Source organism: Streptomyces sp. NPDC058469 (genome assembly GCF_042721125.1).
Taxonomy (GTDB): domain Bacteria; phylum Actinomycetota; class Actinomycetes; order Streptomycetales; family Streptomycetaceae; genus Streptomyces.
Genome location: NZ_JBHXME010000077.1, coordinates 1 through 19,356, shown reverse-complemented (window position 1 = coordinate 19,356; position 19,356 = coordinate 1). Strand labels below are relative to the sequence as shown.

General features: G+C 69.8%; 18 protein-coding genes. 8 read left to right on the top strand and 10 right to left on the bottom strand.

Going from position 1 to position 19,356, the window contains the following annotated elements; genetic code table 11:
- The first annotated feature begins 2 nt into the window (after nucleotides 1-2).
- Nucleotides 3-1,019, top strand: a complete 1,017-nt coding sequence (locus ACFWP5_RS28840; protein WP_384162588.1) for a hypothetical protein — start codon at nucleotides 3-5, stop codon at nucleotides 1,017-1,019.
- Nucleotides 1,016-1,495: an SRPBCC family protein gene (locus ACFWP5_RS28835; RefSeq protein ID WP_384162585.1), complete on the top strand. Its 480-nt coding sequence runs from the start codon at nucleotides 1,016-1,018 to the stop codon at nucleotides 1,493-1,495. The genes ACFWP5_RS28840 and ACFWP5_RS28835 overlap by 4 nt, the downstream gene beginning before the upstream one ends.
- Before the next feature lie 47 nt (nucleotides 1,496-1,542).
- Here ACFWP5_RS28835 and ACFWP5_RS28830 read toward each other — a convergent pair whose 3' ends face one another.
- The 4 genes from ACFWP5_RS28830 to ACFWP5_RS28815 all read right to left on the bottom strand — a co-directional run bounded on the left by ACFWP5_RS28830 (nucleotide 1,543) and on the right by ACFWP5_RS28815 (nucleotide 5,182).
- Nucleotides 1,543-3,096 carry an ABC1 kinase family protein gene (locus ACFWP5_RS28830; RefSeq protein WP_384162583.1) on the bottom strand — a complete coding sequence of 518 codons (1,554 nt, stop codon included), beginning with the start codon at nucleotides 3,094-3,096 and terminating at the stop codon, nucleotides 1,543-1,545.
- Nucleotides 3,097-3,189: 93 nt separating this feature from the next.
- Complete coding sequence (locus ACFWP5_RS28825) at nucleotides 3,190-3,807, bottom strand: hypothetical protein (RefSeq protein ID WP_384162580.1); 618 nt, start codon at nucleotides 3,805-3,807, stop codon at nucleotides 3,190-3,192.
- 63 nt (nucleotides 3,808-3,870) lie between these two features.
- Nucleotides 3,871-4,374 (bottom strand): RNA polymerase sigma factor, encoded by a 504-nt coding sequence (locus ACFWP5_RS28820; RefSeq protein ID WP_384162682.1) that lies wholly within the window; start codon nucleotides 4,372-4,374, stop codon nucleotides 3,871-3,873.
- Nucleotides 4,343-5,182: an FAD-dependent monooxygenase gene (locus tag ACFWP5_RS28815; RefSeq protein ID WP_384162578.1), complete on the bottom strand. Its 840-nt coding sequence runs from the start codon at nucleotides 5,180-5,182 to the stop codon at nucleotides 4,343-4,345. The genes ACFWP5_RS28820 and ACFWP5_RS28815 overlap by 32 nt, the downstream gene beginning before the upstream one ends.
- Nucleotides 5,183-5,228: 46 nt before the next feature.
- On the opposite strand from ACFWP5_RS28815, the gene ACFWP5_RS28810 reads away from it, so the two are divergent.
- Entirely contained in the window at nucleotides 5,229-5,843 is a 615-nt protein-coding gene (locus tag ACFWP5_RS28810; protein ID WP_384162574.1) for a TetR/AcrR family transcriptional regulator C-terminal domain-containing protein, read from the top strand.
- A gap of 83 nt (nucleotides 5,844-5,926) precedes the next feature.
- Here ACFWP5_RS28810 and ACFWP5_RS28805 read toward each other — a convergent pair whose 3' ends face one another.
- Nucleotides 5,927-7,258, bottom strand: coding sequence for a M14 family zinc carboxypeptidase (locus ACFWP5_RS28805; protein ID WP_384162679.1), 1,332 nt, complete (start codon nucleotides 7,256-7,258; stop codon nucleotides 5,927-5,929).
- Between the two features lie 481 nt (nucleotides 7,259-7,739).
- Between ACFWP5_RS28805 and ACFWP5_RS28800 the strand changes: the two genes are divergently transcribed.
- Nucleotides 7,740-8,630 (top strand): glycoside hydrolase family 11 protein, encoded by an 891-nt coding sequence (locus ACFWP5_RS28800; protein WP_384162676.1) that lies wholly within the window; start codon nucleotides 7,740-7,742, stop codon nucleotides 8,628-8,630.
- A gap of 37 nt (nucleotides 8,631-8,667) precedes the next feature.
- Complete coding sequence (locus tag ACFWP5_RS28795; protein ID WP_384162571.1) at nucleotides 8,668-9,660, top strand: polysaccharide deacetylase family protein; 993 nt, start codon at nucleotides 8,668-8,670, stop codon at nucleotides 9,658-9,660.
- On the opposite strand, the gene ACFWP5_RS28790 is transcribed toward ACFWP5_RS28795, so the two are convergent.
- From ACFWP5_RS28790 to ACFWP5_RS28780, 3 genes are all read right to left on the bottom strand, one after another.
- On the bottom strand, nucleotides 9,653-10,285 hold the full coding sequence (locus ACFWP5_RS28790; RefSeq protein WP_384162568.1) for a hypothetical protein: 633 nt from the start codon (nucleotides 10,283-10,285) through the stop codon (nucleotides 9,653-9,655). The genes ACFWP5_RS28795 and ACFWP5_RS28790 overlap by 8 nt on opposite strands.
- Nucleotides 10,286-10,324: 39 nt before the next feature.
- The gene (locus tag ACFWP5_RS28785) at nucleotides 10,325-11,731 is read right to left on the bottom strand and encodes an NAD(P)/FAD-dependent oxidoreductase (RefSeq protein ID WP_384162673.1); all 1,407 of its coding nucleotides are present in this window, start codon (nucleotides 11,729-11,731) and stop codon (nucleotides 10,325-10,327) included.
- Nucleotides 11,732-11,862: 131 nt separating this feature from the next.
- Nucleotides 11,863-12,279 carry an SsgA family sporulation/cell division regulator gene (locus ACFWP5_RS28780; protein WP_384162565.1) on the bottom strand — a complete coding sequence of 139 codons (417 nt, stop codon included), beginning with the start codon at nucleotides 12,277-12,279 and terminating at the stop codon, nucleotides 11,863-11,865.
- A 208-nt stretch (nucleotides 12,280-12,487) separates the two neighbouring features.
- Between ACFWP5_RS28780 and ACFWP5_RS28775 the strand changes: the two genes are divergently transcribed.
- Complete coding sequence (locus tag ACFWP5_RS28775; RefSeq protein WP_384162562.1) at nucleotides 12,488-14,104, top strand: sigma-70 family RNA polymerase sigma factor; 1,617 nt, start codon at nucleotides 12,488-12,490, stop codon at nucleotides 14,102-14,104.
- Here the strand turns inward: ACFWP5_RS28775 and ACFWP5_RS28770 are convergent.
- Together ACFWP5_RS28770 and ACFWP5_RS28765 are read right to left on the bottom strand one after the other, a co-directional pair.
- Entirely contained in the window at nucleotides 14,089-15,702 is a 1,614-nt protein-coding gene (locus tag ACFWP5_RS28770) for a hypothetical protein (protein ID WP_384162559.1), read from the bottom strand. The two genes, ACFWP5_RS28775 and ACFWP5_RS28770, sit on opposite strands and share 16 nt — an antisense overlap.
- Before the next feature lie 78 nt (nucleotides 15,703-15,780).
- Nucleotides 15,781-16,701 (bottom strand): LysR family transcriptional regulator, encoded by a 921-nt coding sequence (locus tag ACFWP5_RS28765; protein WP_384162556.1) that lies wholly within the window; start codon nucleotides 16,699-16,701, stop codon nucleotides 15,781-15,783.
- A gap of 102 nt (nucleotides 16,702-16,803) precedes the next feature.
- On the opposite strand from ACFWP5_RS28765, the gene ACFWP5_RS28760 reads away from it, so the two are divergent.
- Nucleotides 16,804-17,634, top strand: coding sequence for an oxidoreductase (locus ACFWP5_RS28760; RefSeq protein ID WP_384162670.1), 831 nt, complete (start codon nucleotides 16,804-16,806; stop codon nucleotides 17,632-17,634).
- A gap of 102 nt (nucleotides 17,635-17,736) precedes the next feature.
- Nucleotides 17,737-19,356: SNF2-related protein (locus ACFWP5_RS28755; protein ID WP_384162553.1), on the top strand; the 1,620-nt coding region annotated here is incomplete at its 3' end.

The following is a 19,356-nucleotide window of genomic DNA, read 5'->3' as shown; positions in this document are numbered from 1 at the left end:
TCATGAACGCCGACTCTTCGCTCCTCGACCCCGAGCACGTCAACCGGACCCGCTACCGGCCGGGCCAGCGGGCCGGCCACTACGAGAGCTTCTACCAGCGGGGCAACCACCCCACGGAACCCCGCGCGTTCTGGATCAGGTACACCGTGTTCAGCCCCGCGAACATGCCCGAGGCGGCCATCGGCGAGCTCTGGGCGATCTGGTTCGACGGAGTGACCGGACAGCACGTGGTGGCCAAGGAGGAACACCCCATCGCCGACTGCCACTTCGGCACCGACTCGTTCGGCGCCCGGGTCGGCGACCGCGTGCTGGAACCGGGCCGCCTCAAGGGCGAGGCGAGGGGGCCGGACGGCCGGATCGGCTGGGATCTGACGTACACCGGGGACCAGCCGCCGCTTCTCCTCCTGCCGCCGAGGATGTACACGGGCGGGTTCCCCAAGGCCAAGAGCCTGGTCGGCACGCCGCTCGCCCGGTACAGCGGCAGTCTGCACGTCAACGGCGAGGAGGTCGCCATCGACGGCTGGACGGGCAGCCAGAACCACAACTGGGGCAGCCGGCACACCGACCACTACGCCTTCGGGCAGGTCGCGGGCTTCGACGGGGAGCCCGACAGCTTCCTGGAGGTCGTCACGGCACGCGCCAAGATCGGCCCCGTGCACATCCCGCAGGTCACCTTCCTCGTCCTGCGCCACGACGACCGCGAGTACTCGCTGGTGTCCCTGCGCCAGGCGCTCACCGCCAAGGCGGACTTCGGCTACTTCTACTGGGACTTCGCCACATCCGACGGCACCGTCGACATCCGCGGCCGGATGACCGCCCCCAAGGAACGGTTCGTAGGCCTCAACTACTACAACCCGCCCGGCGGGATCAAACACTGCCTCAACACGAAGATCGGCTCCTGCACGGTGGAGATCGCCAACCGGGTCACCGGCAAGCGCACCGCGCTCAAGACCGACAGCCGCGCCCTGATGGAGATCCTCACGGACGACCGTGAGCACGGCATCACCATCCGCGCGTGAGGGGCCCGGCCCCGCTCAGCGAGAGCGTCACGGTCCGGGTGGAGCCGGGCACGGCGTACGCCGCCGTCAGCGACGTCACGCGCATGGGGCAGTGGAGTCCGGAGGTCCGCGGCTCCCAAGTACTGGGCGGCCGGGGACCCGTACGCGTGGGAACACGCTTCGTGGGACTCAACCGCGCCTCGTGGCTGCCCTGGGCCACCCTGTGCACCGTGGTCTCCGCCGAGCCGGGGAGCTGCTTCTCCTTCAAGGTCAGCTTCCTGGGCGTCGCCCTGTCTCAATGGACGTACCGGTTCACGGAGGTACCCGGGGGATGCGAGGTGACGGAGGAGTGGCTGGACCTGCGGTCGCCGGTCGCCGGACGGCTGCTCACCGCCGTCACCCCGGTGTTCACCGGTGTGGTCCGGCGCCGCGAGCGCAACCGCGCGACGATGAGGGCGACACTCGCCGCCCTCCGGGCAGCTCTGGAGGGCGGCTGAAGCGGGAGCCCTTGGGGCGGTTGAGGCAGGGTGCGCGCCCGGACGTGTCAGCGGGACCTACGGCGGTGGTCCAGCAGCAGCGCCATGGCACCCAGCGCGATCAACCCCGCGTAGGAGGACCCGCGTTCGCCTCCCAGGGCGGCCGGCGTCCTCGGGTGGTGGACCTGGAGCGCGAACCGCCGGTTGGACGCGTCGGCCAGCAGCCCGCGCAGCTGCTCGGGGCTGGTGGTGGCCGTGACCATCAGGTCCATCGCCGTACGGCCCAACTGCTCCAGCGAGATGAACTCGCCCAGCAGGGACATCACGATGCCGCGGACCTCGCCCTTGAAGATCTCCGCCAGCGACAGTTCGGGCGCCAGGCAGCGGACCGAGCCTTCGAGATTGGCGAAGGACTTCCCCAGCAGCGAGATCGAGGGCGCGGAGCCGATGCCCCGCTTGGTGGCCTTCTCCAGCACCGTGGTGAGCGAGACGCCGAAGTTGAGCTCGCCCAGCGAGGCGTTGGAGATCTTGGGGACCAGTGCCGCCATGTCGGCGGCGAACGCCGGCAGGTTCGCCCAGGCGGTGAGTTTCCCCATGTCGGCCCAGGCGCGGGCCAGTCCGTGTCCGTCGTTCTGCGCGAGTGCCATCAGCAGCGGCAGCAGCTGCAGGCTGGTCCGCTTGTCCAGGCGACCCACCATGCCCCAGTCGATCAGCGTCGCGGGGCCCCCGGGCAGGGCGAAGACGTTGCCCGCGTGCGGATCCGCGTGGAACGTCCGCTGGACGAAGTAGCCGCGGTACATGAACCGCAGCAGGTCCTTGCCGATGTCGGTGCGTTCGCTGTCGCTGAACGCCCTGGGGTCCAGATGCCGTACGGACATGCCGGGAGCCATCGACTGCACCAGCACCCGGGGCGTGGCCGACAGGACCTCGGGGACGGCCAGCGTGCGGAAGTCCCGGGCCGCCTCCCGGCCCTCCTCCATGTTGCGCGCCTCGCCGGTGAAGTCCAGTTCGGGTTCCATGGCGTCGAAGATCGAGCCCAGCATCGCCTCGACGTCGATGACCTCGTTGAACCGCGGTGCCGCACGCGCCACGATGCGGGACGCCCGGCGCAGCAGGGCCATGTCGGCCCGTACCGCCTCGCGGATCTCCGGCCGCTGGATCTTCACCACGGCCTCCCGGCCCCCGGGCAGGGTCACCCGGTAGACCTGGGCCAGCGACGCCGCCCCCAGGGGCTTGCTGGTGTCGATGTCGTCGAACCTGAGCTTCCAGTCAGGGCCGAGATCCTTCTCCAGGACCGGCTCGAACAGGGAGAACGGCTGCACGTCGACCTGGTCGTGCAGGTTCTGGAACTCGGCGATCATCGAGGGCGGCACCATGTCCGGCCGGGTGGAGAGGATCTGGCCGAGCTTCACATAGAACGGGCCCAGGCTCTCCAGGGCCTTTCGTACGGCCCGGGCACGTCGTTGGGCGTCCCCGGCGGCGGATTCCTCCTCCTCCGCCGGGGACCGGCCGTTCCCTTTGGATCTACCGCGTTCCCGCGCCGTGTGACCGACCTCGTCGGCGATCAGACTGCCCAGCACCTTCACGACCAGCCGGAGCCGGTCGCCGATCAAGGTCCTCACGACGCGGGTTCCCTCCTAAGGGTTCTGCGGAAGCCGACCCGGCGCACCGGGCACGGACCGCGGGTCAACGGCCTTGTGCCAGGACGGCGTCGGTCATCCCTTCTTGGCCGGCGGACGGACTCCGGCACTCGCCGCGACATCACTGATGGTGTCCAGGGCGCCGACCAGCGAGGACAGCAGGTCGGTCAGCCTGGCGATCTGCTGGGGCAGGGTCGCCAGGGATTCGGCCAGGCCGCCGAGACCGCCCACGGCAGCGGGCAGTCCCGCCGCCGCGCCGGCGAGCTGCCCGAAGGCGGCGAGCGGATTGTTGGAGGAGTTGGACTGGCCGGACAGCCCGGCGAGGGCCGCCGCCGGATGGGTCGCGCCCGCCAGTGCGGCGAGCGGGTTGGCGTTCGCGAGTGCGGCCAGGGGGTTCACCGGCCCGGAGCCCCGGTCGGAGGAGGCGCCCGCCAGGAGGGCGAGCGGGTTGGCGCCGGCGAGTGCGGCCACGGGGTTCATGCCGCCGCCGAACGCCGCCATCGCCTGCAGTGCCCCGAGGGGCGTCCCGGCCAGGGCCGCCATCGGATTGCCGGAGCCGAACCAGTCCGGGAAGTCGGACTTCCTGGACTTGTTGGGCGGGTCGAGGAAATCGTTGAAGGCCTTGTTGGAACTGTCGGCGATATCGCCGAGTAAGTTCTTGATGGTGTCCTGTGTGCTCGGCTTGTCAGCCACTTTTTCGGGTGTCCTTCCCTAGGGGCATCATGGAATAGACCAAGATGCCCAACCATTTTTCGGTCATCCGCAGGATTCGCCCAGGGATTGGGTGCACATGTGCCGGAGCCTTGCTCTGCCACGTGTGAAAGCACCCTCGGCGGCCTTTACGGAGATCTGGTTGATGCGGGCGAACTCGACGATGGAGATCCCATCGGCCCGCGCGAGCATCACCTGCCGCTCCCGGCCCCGGAGCTGGCCGGCCTGCCGGAGCAGCCAGCGCCCGAATTCCCGGTCGCAGACGGCTTCCTCCAGCATCTCCGGCTCCCCGTCGGTGATGCGCAGCAGCAGCCGCTGCCAGCGCTCCCGTTCCCGGTAGCTGTCGATGCACAGCCGCATGGCGACCGTGGTCAGGAACGCGCCGAGCCGGTCGCGGTCAAGGTCACGGTGGGTCGCCGCCCGCAGCATGGCCTCCTGGACGCAGTCCTCGGCGTCATGAAGATTGGGCAGTCGACGGCGCACCAGACGCAGGAGGCGCTCGCGATGCTGAAGGACTTCAGTCCAGAAAGAATCGCGGCATAAGTGCATGCGCATCACCAATGATCGAACGAAAGAAATGCTCCCAGCGATTGGGTTCACGCATGCCCTCATGCGACGAAAATCCCCTCCACTCTTTCCACCCCCTCACCCTTCCTTTTCTTTCTTTGATGTAAGCAACGGCTTTCTGCCCTAGGGGGAGATGGTTAACCCGTCCATCACACCCTTCCTTCGTTTGAATGAGAAAATGAGGAGGGATAACAGTATCTTCGGCTCGGTTGATCCACGGTTCGGTGCTCCGCGTGGCCCGTCGAGCCCCGCGTGGACTTGCCTGGAGGTTGCACTGGACCTGTTCGCGGGTGCAGCCGCTGTCCGGACCGAGCGACGGCACCGGCAGTCGGAACCCCGTGACGACGAAGAGCACGGAGACGACGACCCCGGCGGACAGCAGAGTCCACCGGATCCACCGGGCGTACTCCTCGAAGAGCGCCTCGGTGCGGGCCTGGGGGATGAAGAGGGTGTACGGGAACGGGGTGTCCAGGACGGAGAAATCGAGCCGGTCGGACAGGTTGGCGAAGTGGCCGGTGGAGATCTTCAGGCTCTCGGCGAGGAAGCGTTGGTGGATGCCGCGGGAGGCCGGCACCTCGACGCCGCGCGGGTGCACGGTGAGCGCCTTGGAGCGGTCGTCGATCTCGGTGCGGGTTTCCAGGACGGTGACGGAGATGTCGTTCAGCCGGAGTTCGGCGGCGAGCCAGAGGCCGACGGGGCCGCCTCCGGCGATGACGACCTGCGTTGTTTCCACCCGCTGTGCTCCCACCCGCTGTGCTTCCACCTGCCGTGCTCCCATGAGATCACCCATTTCTTGGTCGCTGACCCAGAGTCTGCGGGTGAAGTAGACTAGGTCAGTGACCAACAAGCAACGGAGTGACCGACTGGATCCGGCCACGGTGGTCCGTGCGGGGCTGGACCTCCTGGACGAGAAGGGCCTGGACGCGGTGTCCACGCGCGCGGTCGCCGACCGGCTCGGCGTGCGGATCAACACCGTGCAGTGGCATGTGAAGACCAAGGCCCGGATGCTGGAGCTGATGGCGGACGCCGTACTTGGCGAAATCCCGCTCACCGACCTGCCGGACGTCCCCGCCGAACGGGCCCGCGAACTGGCCCGCCGGTTCCGTCGCGCCCTGCTGTCCCATCGCGACGGCGCGGCACTCGTCGTCGGCACCTACGCCGCCGAGCCCATGACCCTGTCCTTCGCGGAGAGCCTGGTCGAGGCGCTGCTCGCGTGCGGCCTGGGTGATCGCGAGGCCGCGTGGACCTCGTGGGCGGTCGTCTACTTCGCGCTGGGGCTCACGCAGGAGGAACAGGCGGTGGATCACCGTCCGTTGGGCGACATCCTTGCGCGTGCGATCTCCGAGACGACCCATCCCGCGCTCCATCGCGTGGCCGGACATCTCGCGCCGGGGTCGTTCGAGGAGCGGTACGAGTTCGGGGTGGAGGCGCTGCTTGCCGGGCGGCATTGAGGGGGCCGCCCTTTGGGTGCGGGTGCGGGTCCGTCACCTGGTCATCGGGGCCTGTCGCGTGTTCATGGGGGTGCCTCGCATGTTCAGCGGAGAGCCTTCAGCGCGCTCTCGGCACTGGCCAGGACCGTGCGGGCCTGGTGTTCCACCTGGTGGTGGACCGGTACCCAGCGCACCTGTAGGGCTTCTTCGGCGTCCGTGCACCACGCCGTGAAGAGTTCGTCCAACTCGCGGTACAGCGCGGGGGCGGACGTGTCGTCCGACGCCTGCAGGAGTCGTAGCAGAAGGCCTGCCGCGCGGATCGGTTGGCGGCGGGCCACGATGTTCAGGGCCGAGACCTGGGCCGTCGTCAGACGCCGTGGGTCGTCGTCGGCCGACGCGGCGGCGGCCTGGCGGGCGAGTGGTTCCCAGGAGGTGGCGACCATGTCGTAGAGGCCGTCGGCCATCCACTCCACCACGCGTCTGAGCGGGTCGTCCTGGGGTGGCGGCAGGAAGGCGCGTGCCTTTTCGAGTACGGCGGTCACCTGGCGTCCGCCGTCCAGGACCAGGTCGGCCAGGTCGCGGAGGGCGTGTTCGGCATCCGGGTACGGGGACAGGTCCTCGGCCAAGTCGCTTGCCCACATGGGGACTTCGACGATCGCGGTGACTCCGCCGTACCGCAGGGGTGCGCACCAGGTGGACGCCCCGATGTTCTCCGAACCGGCCGCCAGGCGTGCGGTGTTGGCCGGTGCGGGCAGGACGTAGATCGCGGGGCTGGGGTTCTCCCAGTACAGGGCGTCGTACGTACCGTGTTGGAGGGGGATGCCGAGTTCTGCGGCGGAGGTGCGGAAGGGCGCGGCCAGTTCGGGGAGGTCGCGGGTCAACTGGACCCAGCTGCCGCCCACATCGGTGCAGTGCAGCGAGCACTGGAGGAAGGGCCGTAGGTCGTCGATCACCTCGAACAGCGCTCGGCTCTCCGGGAGTTGGCGCGAGACGATCGGTGCCCATTCCGGTTGCTCGGCGGCGATCGGACGGTAGGTGGTGCGGTAGTAGCTGCGCAGGGTGGGGTTGGCCGTGGGGGTGAGGGTGGCTGTGGTCGTGGCTCCCTCCGTTCCGGCCTCGCTCACGGCCGCGCCGTCCGGGTCGAGGCACAGGACGATGTCCCAGGTGACGATGGCGGGGTCGGTCGCCGCGAACAGCCGGTCTCCGCGCGCCACTTGCTCCGCCAGCGTGAGCGCGGTCGCGCCGCCGACCGGCTCGTCGGGGTGCGGGCCGGCGACCACGAGGACGTGGCGCGGTCCGTGTCCCACGGACAGCATCAGGATCGGGCGGCCCGCGCGGGATCTCCCGATCCGGCGCAGCCGGCAGGCTCCGGGATACCGCGAGACCAGCCGCCGCGCCGACTCCGTGACCTCGGCGACCGTGGGGTAGCGGTCCATCGGGTGAGCCGTCGTGCGAGCCGTCATGAGGTCCATCATGCGAGCCGTCGTGTGAGGCGTGTGACCTTTGTCCATTATCAATGACTGCCCCGATCGCATGTTCGGGGAATTCTTCGAAACATTCGAGCGAAAACATTCGAAGCGCGGATCTTGATTCTCCGGGTTCGGACGCGATCTCTTGAGATTCTTCCGCTGTGAATCGTTCAACAGGGCGTGTGAGCTGCGAGATTACGAGCAGCGTCCATTACTCGCGAGCGGCGAATATTTCGCACTCGATACCGAAACTATTGACAGTTGACAGGGTCAGACCAACACTGACGCCGTCGTGACCGTGATGTGACGAGGACGAGGAGGAAGCACCCGCATGAACAACGCACCCGCACCCGCACGCACGACGAACCGTGAACCCAATGGCCCTGGCCGTGGCCGCTTCAGGCTGTTCGTCAGCGGCGCCTGCACCCTGCTGCTGGCCCTCCTGGCGATGATGACCCTGCCCGGCACCGCCAATGCCGACACGGTCGTCACCACGAACCAGACCGGCACCAACAACGGCTACTACTACTCGTTCTGGACCGACACCCAGGGTTCGGTCTCCATGAACCTCGGCTCCGCCGGCAACTACAGCACCACGTGGAGCAACACCGGCAACTTCGTCGCCGGCAAGGGCTGGAGCACCGGCGGTCGCCGGAGCGTGACGTACTCGGGGACCTTCAACCCGTCCGGCAACGGCTACCTGTCGCTGTACGGCTGGACGTCGAACCCGCTCGTCGAGTACTACATCGTCGACAACTGGGGCACCTACCGGCCCACGGGCACGTACATGGGCACCGTCACCAGCGACGGCGGCACGTACGACATCTACAAGACCACGCGGTACAACGCCCCTTCGGTGGAGGGCACGAAGACCTTCGACCAGTACTGGAGCGTCCGGCAGACGAAGCGGACCGGCGGCACCATCACCACCGGCAACCACTTCGACGCCTGGGCCCGCGCTGGCATGCCGCTCGGCAGTTTCAGCTACTACATGATCCTCGCGACCGAGGGCTACCAGAGCAGCGGGAACTCCAACATCACGGTGGGCGGCACCAGTTCGGGCGGCGGCACCAGCGGCTGCACCGCGACCCTGTCCGCCGGCCAGCAGTGGAGCGACCGCTACAACCTCAACGTCTCGGTCTCCGGCTCCAGCAACTGGACCGTGACGATGAACGTCCCGTCCCCCGCGAAGATCATCGCCACCTGGAACATCGCGGCCACCTACCCCAGTTCACAGGTGCTGACCGCCAAACCCAACGGCACCGGCAACAGTTGGGGCGCCACGATCCAGCCCAACGGCAACTGGACCTGGCCCACGGTCTCCTGCACGGCGAGCTGACCGCCCCCCAACTCCCGAGGCTGGAGGACCACTTCACATGAAGCCCGCACCGCACTTCTCGTTACGTTCCCTGCGATCCCTGGTCGCCAGGCTGGCAGTCATCGCCCTGGCCGCCGCGGGCACCCTCGCCGTCGGCACGGCGGCTCCGGCGCAGGCCGCCACCTGTAGCGGGTACGTCGGGCTCACCTTCGACGACGGCCCGTCCGGCAACACCCCCACCCTGCTCAACGCGCTGAAGCAGAACGGTCTTCGGGCCACGATGTTCAACGAGGGCCAGTACGCGGCCGCGTACCCGGCACAGGTCAAGGCGCAGGTCGACGCCGGTATGTGGGTCGGCAACCACAGCTACACCCACCCGCACCTGACCCAGCAGACCCAGGCGACGATCGACTCGGAGATCTCCCGGACCCAGCAGGCCATCGCGGCGGCAGGCGGCGGCACCCCCAAGCTCTTCCGCCCGCCGTACGGAGAGACCAACGCGACGCTGAAGGCCGTAGAGGCCAAGTACGGTCTGACGGAGATCATTTGGGACGTCGACTCGCAGGACTGGAACGGCGCGAGCACCGACGCGATCGTCCAGGCCGCCGCCCGGCTCACCAACGGCCAGATCATCCTCATGCACGACTGGCCGGCCAACACGGTCGCGGCGATCCCACGCATCGCCCAGGGCCTGGCGGCCCGCAACCTCTGCGCCGGAATGATCTCTCCGCAGACCGGCCGCGCGGTGGCCCCCGACGGCAGCGGCAACGGCGGTGGGAGCGGCGGCAGTTGTACGGCGACCCTGTCCGCCGGTACGCAGTGGAGCGACCGCTACAACCTCAACGTCTCGGTCTCCGGGTCCAGTACGTGGACCGTGACGATGAACGTCCCGTCGCCCGCGAAGATCATCGCCACCTGGAACATCGCGGCCACTTACCCCAGTTCACAGGTGCTGACCGCCAAACCCAACGGCACCGGCAACAGTTGGGGCGTCACCATCCAGACGAACGGCAACTGGACCTGGCCTGCGGTCTCTTGCACGGCTACTTGACCCGGGCCGGGTTGAGGGCTGCCGCGATCGCAGGGGTCACGGGGTGTGCGGCCAGGACGTGGCGGACGGCGTCGAGGGGGACTGGACGCTCGTAATAGTCCTCGAAGTGGGCCTGGACGGCCTCCGGGGAGCGGTCGGTGAGGAGGTGGAAGAGGAAGCCGGAGCCGTCCGGGCTCTCGTGGCCGGCGGGGAAGTCGATGGCCGAGCCGGTGCGCCATGCGGTGTCGCCGGTCTCGCGCCACAGACAGACGGTGACGAGAGGGACGTCCATGTCCTCGTCGTGGAAGGCGGGGTCGTCCAACAGCGGGCGCAGTGCGGCGGGGACTTCGTCGACGACACCGGGCCAGACCTCCTCGGCGTCCGTCCCGCACGGGCTCATCTCCGACTCGTGGTCGAAGCCGCGGATGAGCACGCCGGCCGGGGTGAAGAGGACGGAGAAGTCGTCCCCCGAGCCGTTGTCCATCAGGGCCGCCTCCTCGCCGGGGCCCGAGTCGGTGTCGAAGGTGTACCGGCTGAACTGCGGATCGTCAGCGATCGTGGCGTCCAGGACAGCCAATGCGCGCAGATGGACGCGGAGTTCGACGGGGTCGGGGAGGAGGGCGGCGGCTTCGTACACGGTGCTCATGACCTGATGAAAGCAGCCGCCACTGACAACCCCGGCGCGTTACTCGGCAACCCCAGGCAACGAGATCCCCGCCTCGGCCAGCAACCGCCGTTCCCCAGCCGTGAACGTCGGCCCGTCGAGTTGTGGACGCAGGGGCCCGATCGCCGCCGCCGCAAGGACACTTGGCCGGAGCAGGGCCGTGCCCGGGGACTGGAGGGTCAGTACTTCTGTCATCGCGGTGGCCACGTGGTACGAGCCCGTGGCGGTGTGGGACAGCCGGCTGACGTAGCGCTGGAGGAGGCGGTCGGCCGCGCCCGCGGTGCGGCCCTTCGTCGTCTTGTAGTGGATGTCCTGTCCTACGGCGAGACTCCAGGCGAGTTCGACGGGCCTCGCGACGGCCCGTTGTGCCTTGCGGGAGAGGCCGTTGGTGAGGCCGAGGGAGGTCAGTTGGGTGCGTAGGGCTACGGCGCCCAGGGCCGCCACCGACATGCCGTGGCCGTAGACCGGGTTGAACGCGGCGACCGAGTCGCCCAGGGCGACCAGGCCTTCGGGCCAGGACTTCAGATGTTCGTAGTAGTAGCGGCGGTTGACCGTGCTGTGGGTCATGGCGACGTCGGTGAGAGGCTCGGCGTGGGCCAGGAGGTCGGCGATGACCGGGTGGCGGAGTGTGCGGGCGTACGGCTCGAACTCGGCTGTCTCGCGGGTGGGTTGGGCGCCCGGGGTGCCGATCAGGCTGACGTGCCAGCGGCCGTTCTCGATCGGGACGATGCCGCCGGTCCGGCCGGGTTCGCCCCGCCGCGGGTCGGCCTGGACGCTGATCACGGGCCAGTTGCGGGTGGAGACGGGGGCGCGGTAGATACGGCTGGCGTACGCGATGCCGGAGTCGATGCGGTCCTGGGCCGGGCCCGGGATGCCCAACTCGGCCAGCCACCGCGGCGTGCGTGACGCCTTTCCGGAGGCGTCGACGACCAGGTCCGCGCTCAGGTCGGTCTCGGTACCGTCCGCCGCGCGCAGCCGTACGCCGGTGACGCGGTGCGAACTCCCCAGCAGGGCCGTGACGTTGGTGTGCGGGCGCACGCTGACGCGCGGGTCCTTCACCACCTGCCCGCGGACGACGGAGTCCGTGAGGTCGCGACTGGCGGTGATCAGGTAGTGGCTGTCCCGCTGCCAACGGCGGTACCAGCCCTCGGGCGAGTAGATCAGCATGTTCGTCGTCATGGGCACCCGGTTGGCGCCCGCGGACAGCAACTCCTCGACCGTGCCCGGCAGCAGGTCCTCGATCGCGTTCGCCCCACCGGACAACAGGACGTGGAAATGCGCCGCTTGGGGAACGCCGGGGCGTGCCTCGGGCCCCTCGGGCAGGTCGTGCGCCTCGATGATCTCGACGGTGTCGACGTGGTCCCTGACGGCGGCGGCGGCGAGCATGCCGGCGAGGCTGCCTCCGATGACGACGGCACGGGTGGACATCCGGGACGTCCGGCGCGGTGATTCACTCACGGGGGGCTGCTTTCTCCAGAGGAGCACCGGCGGACCTGATCACATCAAGAGGCCTTGCAGAATATGCCAAACGCAAGGGGACCGAAACGGGCCCGCCGTTGTCACGCGCCGTCGAGCAGCGAGGCGAGGCCTCGGTCGAGGGACGGTTCCAGGGCCTCCCGGCCCGGCTCGATCACCCTGTACGTGCGGCGCAGGAAGTGGTGCAGGGCGACCGAGTCGAAGCGGATCATCGCGATGCCCTCCGCCGAGTGGAACTCAACGGCCGTATGGGCGGGGCCGTATGGCCTGATGTGCACGTTGCCCATCCCGGCGGGGGTGGCGAGACCCTCCTCCAGCAGCGCCCGCGCGAAGGTCCACGTCACCTTCTTGCCGTCGAGCGATATCCAGGCGGGGAACAGCAGTTGGACGGCGAAGGGGTCGCCGGACGAGTAGCGAAGGGTCACCGTCACCGCCAACTCCTGGTCGTGGTCGGCGATCAGCCGGGCGCTGGTGGGCTGTTCCAGGGTGATGTGGCGCATGGGCGGTCTCCGATTCGGGTGGGACGGCGGCCGGTTGTGCCGACTCACCCTCCTTGAGTGCGCGGAGGGGCGCTTGATTACGCCGTTACGGAAGATGGTTGATGTGATCTGGGTCACCTTCTGTTATTGCTGCAACTTTAGTTGAAAGTTTTGCCATCTAGGCTTACAAATCCTTCCCCGCCCGCCTGGCAACTGGAGCGTTGCTGCCATGACCGACGGCCCCACCGCCGCGTACGCCCGGATCTACGAGGAACAGCAGCCGCGCCTCGTCGCCTACGCCCGCTCGCTCACCCGCAACACCTGGGTCGCCGAAGACCTCGTCGCCGAGGCGCACTTCAGGGTGTGGCGCCGACTGTCCGCCGGGCACGAGATCGACAACGTACCGGCGTACCTCATGACGACCGTGAAGCACCTCGCCACGGCCGCGGGGAGCGCCGCACGCGAGACACCGCGCGATCCGCAGACCGACGAGCGGGCCGGCGCGGACCATGTGCACGTCCAGGGCCAGGGCCACGGGGGCGATCCTGCCGAGCAGGTGTCCTCGACGGACCTGCTGGTGCGGGTACTTGAGCAGTTGCCCGAGCGGTGGGTGAAGGCGCTGTGGCTGGCCGAGGCGGAGGGTCTGCCGCTGGCCGCGATCGGCCCCCAACTCGGCACCAAGCAGGGCGCGACGGCCGTACTGCTGCACCGCGCGCGGGAGGGCATGCGGCAGGCGTTCCTGCGCGCCCAGACCGGCGTACCGGACGATCCCGCGTGCCAGGTCCACTGGGCCCGTATGCCCGCGTACGTGCGCGGCGGCGCCACCGAGCGGCAGTCCGAACGCCTCCTCGGCCACGTCGACGCGTGCGACGACTGCCGCGCCCGCCTCGCGGCCCTGATGCGCGCCAACGACCGCCTGCCCGCACTCGTGGCACCGGCCCTGCTCGTGTTCGTGCTCGGCGGCGCGGGCAAGTTCCTGCTCGCCGCGTTCGGCGCGGGCTCCGCCGGTGCGGTCACGGCCGCGGGTGGCCACGGTGCCGGATTCCTGCACGGCGTACGGCACGCGGCAGTCGGCGCCTCCAAGACACAGGTGGCCGCCGCTGTCGGTACGGCCGTGGCGGGCGCCGTCGCGGTCTGCGTCCTCCTCGGCGGCACCGACGCCACCACCGAAGTCCCGGTCGCGAAGGGCCCGGTGGCCGAAGTCCCGGTCTCCCAGGGGCCGGTGGCGTCCCAGCCACGGACGGGGAAGCCCTCGAAGACGCCGAGTGACCGCAGTGGTTCTACGGCACCTGCGGCCGACGGGTCCATAAGTGCCGTGCCTCCGGCTGTACTTGGCGGCACCGGGGGCGGGGACGGGTCGAGCGTGACGCCGGTGGGGGGTGGCGGAACTCCCGTTCCTACGGCGCCTGTTGAGCCGCCGCCGGTGACCACCGAGCCGGTTCCCGCTCCGCCGGTGACCACGGAACCGGAGCCGACACCTACACCTACACCGACGCCTACACCGCCGGTGGTTACGAAGCCGACTCCCAAGCCGCCGGTGGTCACAGAACCCACGCCCACGGACCCGACGCCCGCCGACCCGACGCCCACCGACCCAACTCCCGTGCCTCCCAAGACCGATGAGCCGAAGCCGGAGCCCAAGCCGACGACCCCGGTGACCGGCGGAGAGGGCGACGGAACACCGAGCGCTCCCGTGAAGGAGACTCCGTACCCCGCCACCACTCCGGAGCCCACGACCCCGTCCGAGCCCTCGACGTCACCCACTGCCGACCCGTCCACCCCGGCCGGCGACCAGCCCTGTGCTCAGACGGAGGCCGGGGCGGGGGCGGATCAGCCGATGGCGTAGGCGCGGTAGACCGTCTCCACCGAGGTGCCGCCGGTGGAGTCGGTCACCTGTGAACGCAGGGCGACCGCGCCGGAGGCCGGGTTGTGCACCGAGGCCTTCCAGGAAGACCCGGAGCGGGTGACGGAGGCGGCCTTCCAGGTCTTGCCGCCGTCCGAAGACGCCCAGACCTTCAGGGACTTGACCGTCGACTTGGTGAACTTGGCGTCGGGGCCCTGGGATCCGCGGCCGGCGCTGACGGTGACCGTCGTGGTGCTGTTCGTCGCCGCCTGGTTGTGGCTGTTGAGGCTGGCCGGCAGGAACCGCGTCATGAAGACGGGCGCGACCCTCCCCGACTTGGCCGGGTCGGCCTTGAACCGCCAGTCGAGGGTGACGCGCGAGGACAGCATGCCGGACGGGAAAGTGATGCCCGGGTGGTAGCGGTGGGCGTCCACGGTCAGCCGGTACGTGCCGGCCGAGCGGACGGTGGCGGTGAACTCGGCGTCGGAAGAACCCCAGTTGGTCAGGGTCTGCTTCTTGACGGTGGTGCTCCCCTTGGACAGCACCACCGTCTCCTTCGTCGGGTCGGCCCCCCATATGCCCACGTCGGGGTCGCCGATCAGGGCGTCCGGGATGAACGTCAGGGACTTGTCGCCGACGATGGGCAGATAGTGCATGGGGCTCCACACGGCTCGCCCGAAGTACTGGGTGAGACTCTGCCCAGCCTTCAGCGTCCTGGTCGCCGGGAAACCACCACCGACGCCGTCGCCGTTGTTCGCGATCACACCGTCGCGCGGCTGCCAGGTCCCGGGCGTCACATGGACCGTGGTGCTGAACGGCGCGCTGTCGTCGGTGACGTTGGCGTACAGGTCGGTCGTGCAGTCGTCGACCTTGGGCGCGGCCTGGAGGGCGGTGTCGTTCTGGGTGCCCATCTGCGTCCCGCTCCGCACCGAGAAGCGCAGCGACGCCAGTTGTGACCGCTTGAACGAACCGCCGGGCGCGGACGGGATGCCGGTCGTCTTCTTGACCGCGACATAGCTGTCGTTGCCCGACCACTGCGCCATGTACCCGAACTGGAGCAGCTTGGAGGAGTTGGGGATCGCGTAGAGCGACCCCGCGTCGTTCCAGCCGCCCGCGCTGAACGCGGAGGGCATGTCCATGTCGGCGGCGCACACCTGCGCGCTGATCCGGGCCGGCTCCGTCACATCGGCCGGGGTGTCCAGCGACACCTTCACGGCCTTGCCCTTACGGGCGTCCAGCGTCACGGACTTGGCCCCCGACACCGACACGACCTGCGCGCCGACGGTGTCGGTGCCCAGACCGTCCGTGGCGCTCTCGTAGATGTCGGTCATCGCGAGGTACCGGCCCGACGGCAGGCTGAGCCGTTTGCCCGACTTGACGGTGCGCGTCTCACCCGACGACGCGTTGACGACGGTCACCGTCGTCGCCACCTTCGCACCGTGCCGCCCCAACGTCGTGACGGTCAACGAGCCCGAAGCCGCCTGAGCGGAAGCGCCGGGAACGAGCAACGGCCCCGCGAGCGCGGCCACTCCGACGAACGCGAGCGATGCGAGTGGTGTGCGTCTTGTCCGTCGTACGGACACGCTTCCCCCTGTGGACATGGTTCCCCTCCGAGCCCCGAACCCTGAATCTCAACCCCCGAAAACGGCTCATCGTAGCCGTGCCGCAGGCGAGTTCGATCAGCGCCCCGCCACCAGGCGGCACGCCTCCGCGTACGCCCGGACCAGCGGTCGTGCACCGTCCTCGCGTCGCCAGGCGAGGGCGTAACGGCTCGGCGAAACACCGTGCACCGGGCGGGTGGTGACGCCGCCGAGGGTGATCAGGTGGGCGTTGCCCGTGGCGACCAGGCAGACGCCAAGACCGGCGACCAGCGCCTCGTACGTCTCCTCCGTGCTCGCGATCTCCGCGCCGATGCGCGGTAGGTGGCCACCGCGTTCGTCGAGGGCGAGCCAGTGGTCGCGCAGGAGGCCCGCGTTGGACGGGAGGGCGAGGAACGGTTCGTCGGCGAGGTCGGTGAAGTCGATGTGGGGGCGGACCGCGAGGGGATGGGAGTCCGGGAGCGCGAGCAGGCGGGGTTCCTCGGCGACCACCGTCCAGTCGTAGCGACCGGCCCGGTCCCCGTGCTTCGCGTCGGGCAGGGGCAGCCAGACGAACGCCACGTCCGCGTCGCCGTCCGCGAGACCGGCCGTCGGGTCGTCCCAACTGACCTGCCGCAGCCGTACGGTGGCCTCCGGATGCGCCGCCGTGAAGCGGGAGCGGATCGCCGGCAGCAGACCGCCCCGGCCGGGGCTGGTGCTCATGCCGACCACCAGGGTGCCGCGCTCGGCCGCCGTGACCTTCGCCAGTGCGGACGCGCCCTCCGCCCAGACCGCCAAGACCCGTTCGGCGTACGGCAGTAGGGCCGCGCCCGCCGGGGTGAGCGTGACGCCCTGCCGGTCGCGGCGGAACAACTCGGCGCCCAACTGCCCTTCCAGCGCCCGGATCTGCTTGCTCAGGGCGGGCTGTGAGACGTACAGCTTCTCGGCCGCGCGCGTGAAATGCAGTTCCTCCGCGACCGCGACGAAGTAACGCAGGTCCCGCACATGGACGTCCGTGGTCATAGCCAACGGTTATCAGCATGGGTCTTGGACGGGCAACTCACTTTGACGGCACGGTGGTTCGTGACGGAAGTACGTGAACTCACCCTGAGTCCTGGAGTCCTCATGAACAAGGTGTGGCTGGTGACCGGCGCGAGCAGCGGGTTCGGGCGGGCGATCGTCGAAGCGGCACTCGCGGCCGGTGACGTGGTCGTCGGTGCGGCCCGGCGGACCGAGGGGCTGGACGATCTCGTCGCCGCCCGTCCCGACCAGATGGAGACGCTGCGCCTGGACGTCACCGACACGGGGGCGGCGGAAGCGGCCGTACGGGATGTGGTGGCGCGGCACGGGAGGATCGACGTGCTCGTCAACAACGCGGGGCGTACGCATGTCGGTGCCTTCGAGGAGACCACCGAGCGGGAGTTGCGGGACCTGTTCGACCTGCATGTCTTCGGGCCGGCGGCCCTCGCGCGCGCGGTGCTGCCGTTCATGCGGGAGCGGCGCTCCGGGGCGATCGTGCAGATGAGCAGCATGGGCGGGCAGATGTCCTTCGCGGGCTTCTCGGCGTACAGCGGAACGAAGTTCGCCCTGGAGGGACTCTCCGAGGGGCTCGCGGACGAGGTCGCCGAGTACGGCATCAAGGTGCTGATCGTCGAGCCGGGCGCCTTCCGGACCGCGCTGTTCGACACGGGCCGGGCCGGGGTCAGCGCCGACAGCAGGGTGTACGCCAAGGTGAGCGCGACCCGCGATTCCGTCGATGGCAGCGACGGTGTCCAGCCCGGCGACCCCGCGAAGGCGGCGGCCCTCATCCTCGCCGCCCTCGATAGCGAGGAGACCCCGTTGCACCTGCCCTTGGGCGACGACGCGGTGAACGCCGTCCTCGACCACCTCGACCAGGTACGCGGCGACATCGCGGCCTGGGAGAAGCGGACCCGGGCGACGGGGTTCGACGCCTGACGGACGGCCGGGAACCCTGGCCCCGCCCGCGCCCGTCCCCGTTGTCAGTGGCGCGTGCCACGATGGATGCACAGTGGGACGAATGGGGAGCCGGGGGGTGACATGAAGGACGAGTTTCCGCGGGCCGGGCGGCGGGCCAGGGAGCTGTGTGCGCGGGGCACGCGGTTGTACGACGTGGCGCGCGCCCTGCGTGACGACCACACCCGCGCCCTCGACACCGTCCGCTCCGCGCTGGAACCGCTGCGGGCCGAACTCGTCGCCCAGGAGCTGGAGTCCATCCCGGTAGCCCGGCTGAAGGACGTCACCGAGGGGCGGCTGCGGCTCGGGGCCGTGGAGGCGGCGGGGCTGACCTCCGTGCGCGCGGTGCACGAGGCGAGCCGGTACGAGCTGCGGCAGCTGCCCGGCGTAGGACAGCAGACCGCCGACCGGGCGCTCGCCGCGGCCCGGCAGATCGCGCGGGCGGTCGCGGAGACCGTCTCCGTCCGCATCGACGTCGACCACCCCGAGCCGCGCACCACCGCCCTGGTCATCGCCCTGCAACGGCTTGTCGAGGCCGGACCCGAGCTGCGCCGCGCCCTGGACGCCGCCGCCCGGCTCGACGAGCGGCTCGGTGCGCTGCTGCCCGTGGCCCGGCCCGCCAGCAGCAGGCTGTTGATGGCGCTCGCCGGGCGCAGGCGGAGAGACGGCGCGCTCGCCGCGGTCGCCGAACTGCACGAGCTGGTCGCCGACTCGGCCGCCAAGGACGTACGGCTGCTGATCGCCCAGGCTTCCACGGACCTGTTGCGCCCGCCGGTCTCCGACATCGAGGCGTGGGTCGACTTCGAGCTGCGTTCCGCGGAGTACTACAGCCAGCTCGCCGAGGTCGACGGGCAGCAGCCGGATCTCGCGGCGAGCGAGGGTTTCCTGCCGGCGGAGCTGGCCGAGCGTGTGCACGCCCAGCCGCTGGACGACACCCATCGCCGGGTCTCCCTGCGCGGATACCAGTCGTTCGGGGCGCGGTTCGCGCTCGCCCAACGCCGGGTCGTCCTCGGGGACGAGATGGGGCTCGGCAAGACCGTCCAGGCCATCGCCGCGCTGGCCCATCTCGCGGCCGAGGGGCACAACCACTTCCTGGTGGTCTGCCCGGCCAGCGTGCTGATCAACTGGACCCGCGAGATCGGCGCCCGCAGCACCCTGCGCGCGTTGCCCGTGCACGGCCCGGACCGGCACGAGGCCTATGCGGAGTGGGGTGAGCGCGGCGGCGTCGCGATCACGACGTTCGACACGCTGCACACCTTGCCCGCGCCGGCCGACAAGTCGCCGGTCGATACGTCGCCCAAGGGCAAGAAGCCGAGGGGCGGGACACCGACAGGCCCCGCACCGACCGGCCCCACCCCGGGCATGCTCGTCGTGGACGAAGCCCACTACGTGAAGAACCCGGACACCCGCCGCACCAAGTCGGTCGCCCTCTGGACCGAGCGCTGCGACCGCGTCCTCTTCCTGACCGGCACACCCATGGAGAACCACGTCGAGGAGTTCCGCACCCTCGTCCGCCACCTCCGCCCCGAACTCCTGCCGACCGTCCGCAACGGCACCGCGGCGGCCGGACCGCACGCCTTCCGCAAGTCCGTCGCCCCCGCCTATCTGCGCCGCAACCAGGAGGACGTACTCACCGAACTGCCCGCCCTGGTCCAGGTCGACGAGTGGGTCGAGCTCGGCGTCGCCGACCGCGAGGCGTACGAC

Coding starts and splice junctions, on each gene's coding strand:
- ACFWP5_RS28770 (WP_384162559.1), bottom strand. CDS start 15,702: ATGTCCACAGGGGGAAGCGTGTCCGTACGACGGACAAGACGCACACCA.
- ACFWP5_RS28800 (WP_384162676.1), top strand. CDS start 7,740: ATGATGACCCTGCCCGGCACCGCCAATGCCGACACGGTCGTCACCACG.
- ACFWP5_RS28815 (WP_384162578.1), bottom strand. CDS start 5,182: ATGGGTGATCTCATGGGAGCACGGCAGGTGGAAGCACAGCGGGTGGGA.
- ACFWP5_RS28805 (WP_384162679.1), bottom strand. CDS start 7,258: ATGGACCGCTACCCCACGGTCGCCGAGGTCACGGAGTCGGCGCGGCGG.
- ACFWP5_RS28840 (WP_384162588.1), top strand. CDS start 3: ATGAACGCCGACTCTTCGCTCCTCGACCCCGAGCACGTCAACCGGACC.
- ACFWP5_RS28765 (WP_384162556.1), bottom strand. CDS start 16,701: ATGACCACGGACGTCCATGTGCGGGACCTGCGTTACTTCGTCGCGGTC.
- ACFWP5_RS28790 (WP_384162568.1), bottom strand. CDS start 10,285: ATGAGCACCGTGTACGAAGCCGCCGCCCTCCTCCCCGACCCCGTCGAA.
- ACFWP5_RS28795 (WP_384162571.1), top strand. CDS start 8,668: ATGAAGCCCGCACCGCACTTCTCGTTACGTTCCCTGCGATCCCTGGTC.
- ACFWP5_RS28820 (WP_384162682.1), bottom strand. CDS start 4,374: ATGCACTTATGCCGCGATTCTTTCTGGACTGAAGTCCTTCAGCATCGC.
- ACFWP5_RS28785 (WP_384162673.1), bottom strand. CDS start 11,731: ATGTCCACCCGTGCCGTCGTCATCGGAGGCAGCCTCGCCGGCATGCTC.
- ACFWP5_RS28760 (WP_384162670.1), top strand. CDS start 16,804: ATGAACAAGGTGTGGCTGGTGACCGGCGCGAGCAGCGGGTTCGGGCGG.
- ACFWP5_RS28780 (WP_384162565.1), bottom strand. CDS start 12,279: ATGCGCCACATCACCCTGGAACAGCCCACCAGCGCCCGGCTGATCGCC.
- ACFWP5_RS28775 (WP_384162562.1), top strand. CDS start 12,488: ATGACCGACGGCCCCACCGCCGCGTACGCCCGGATCTACGAGGAACAG.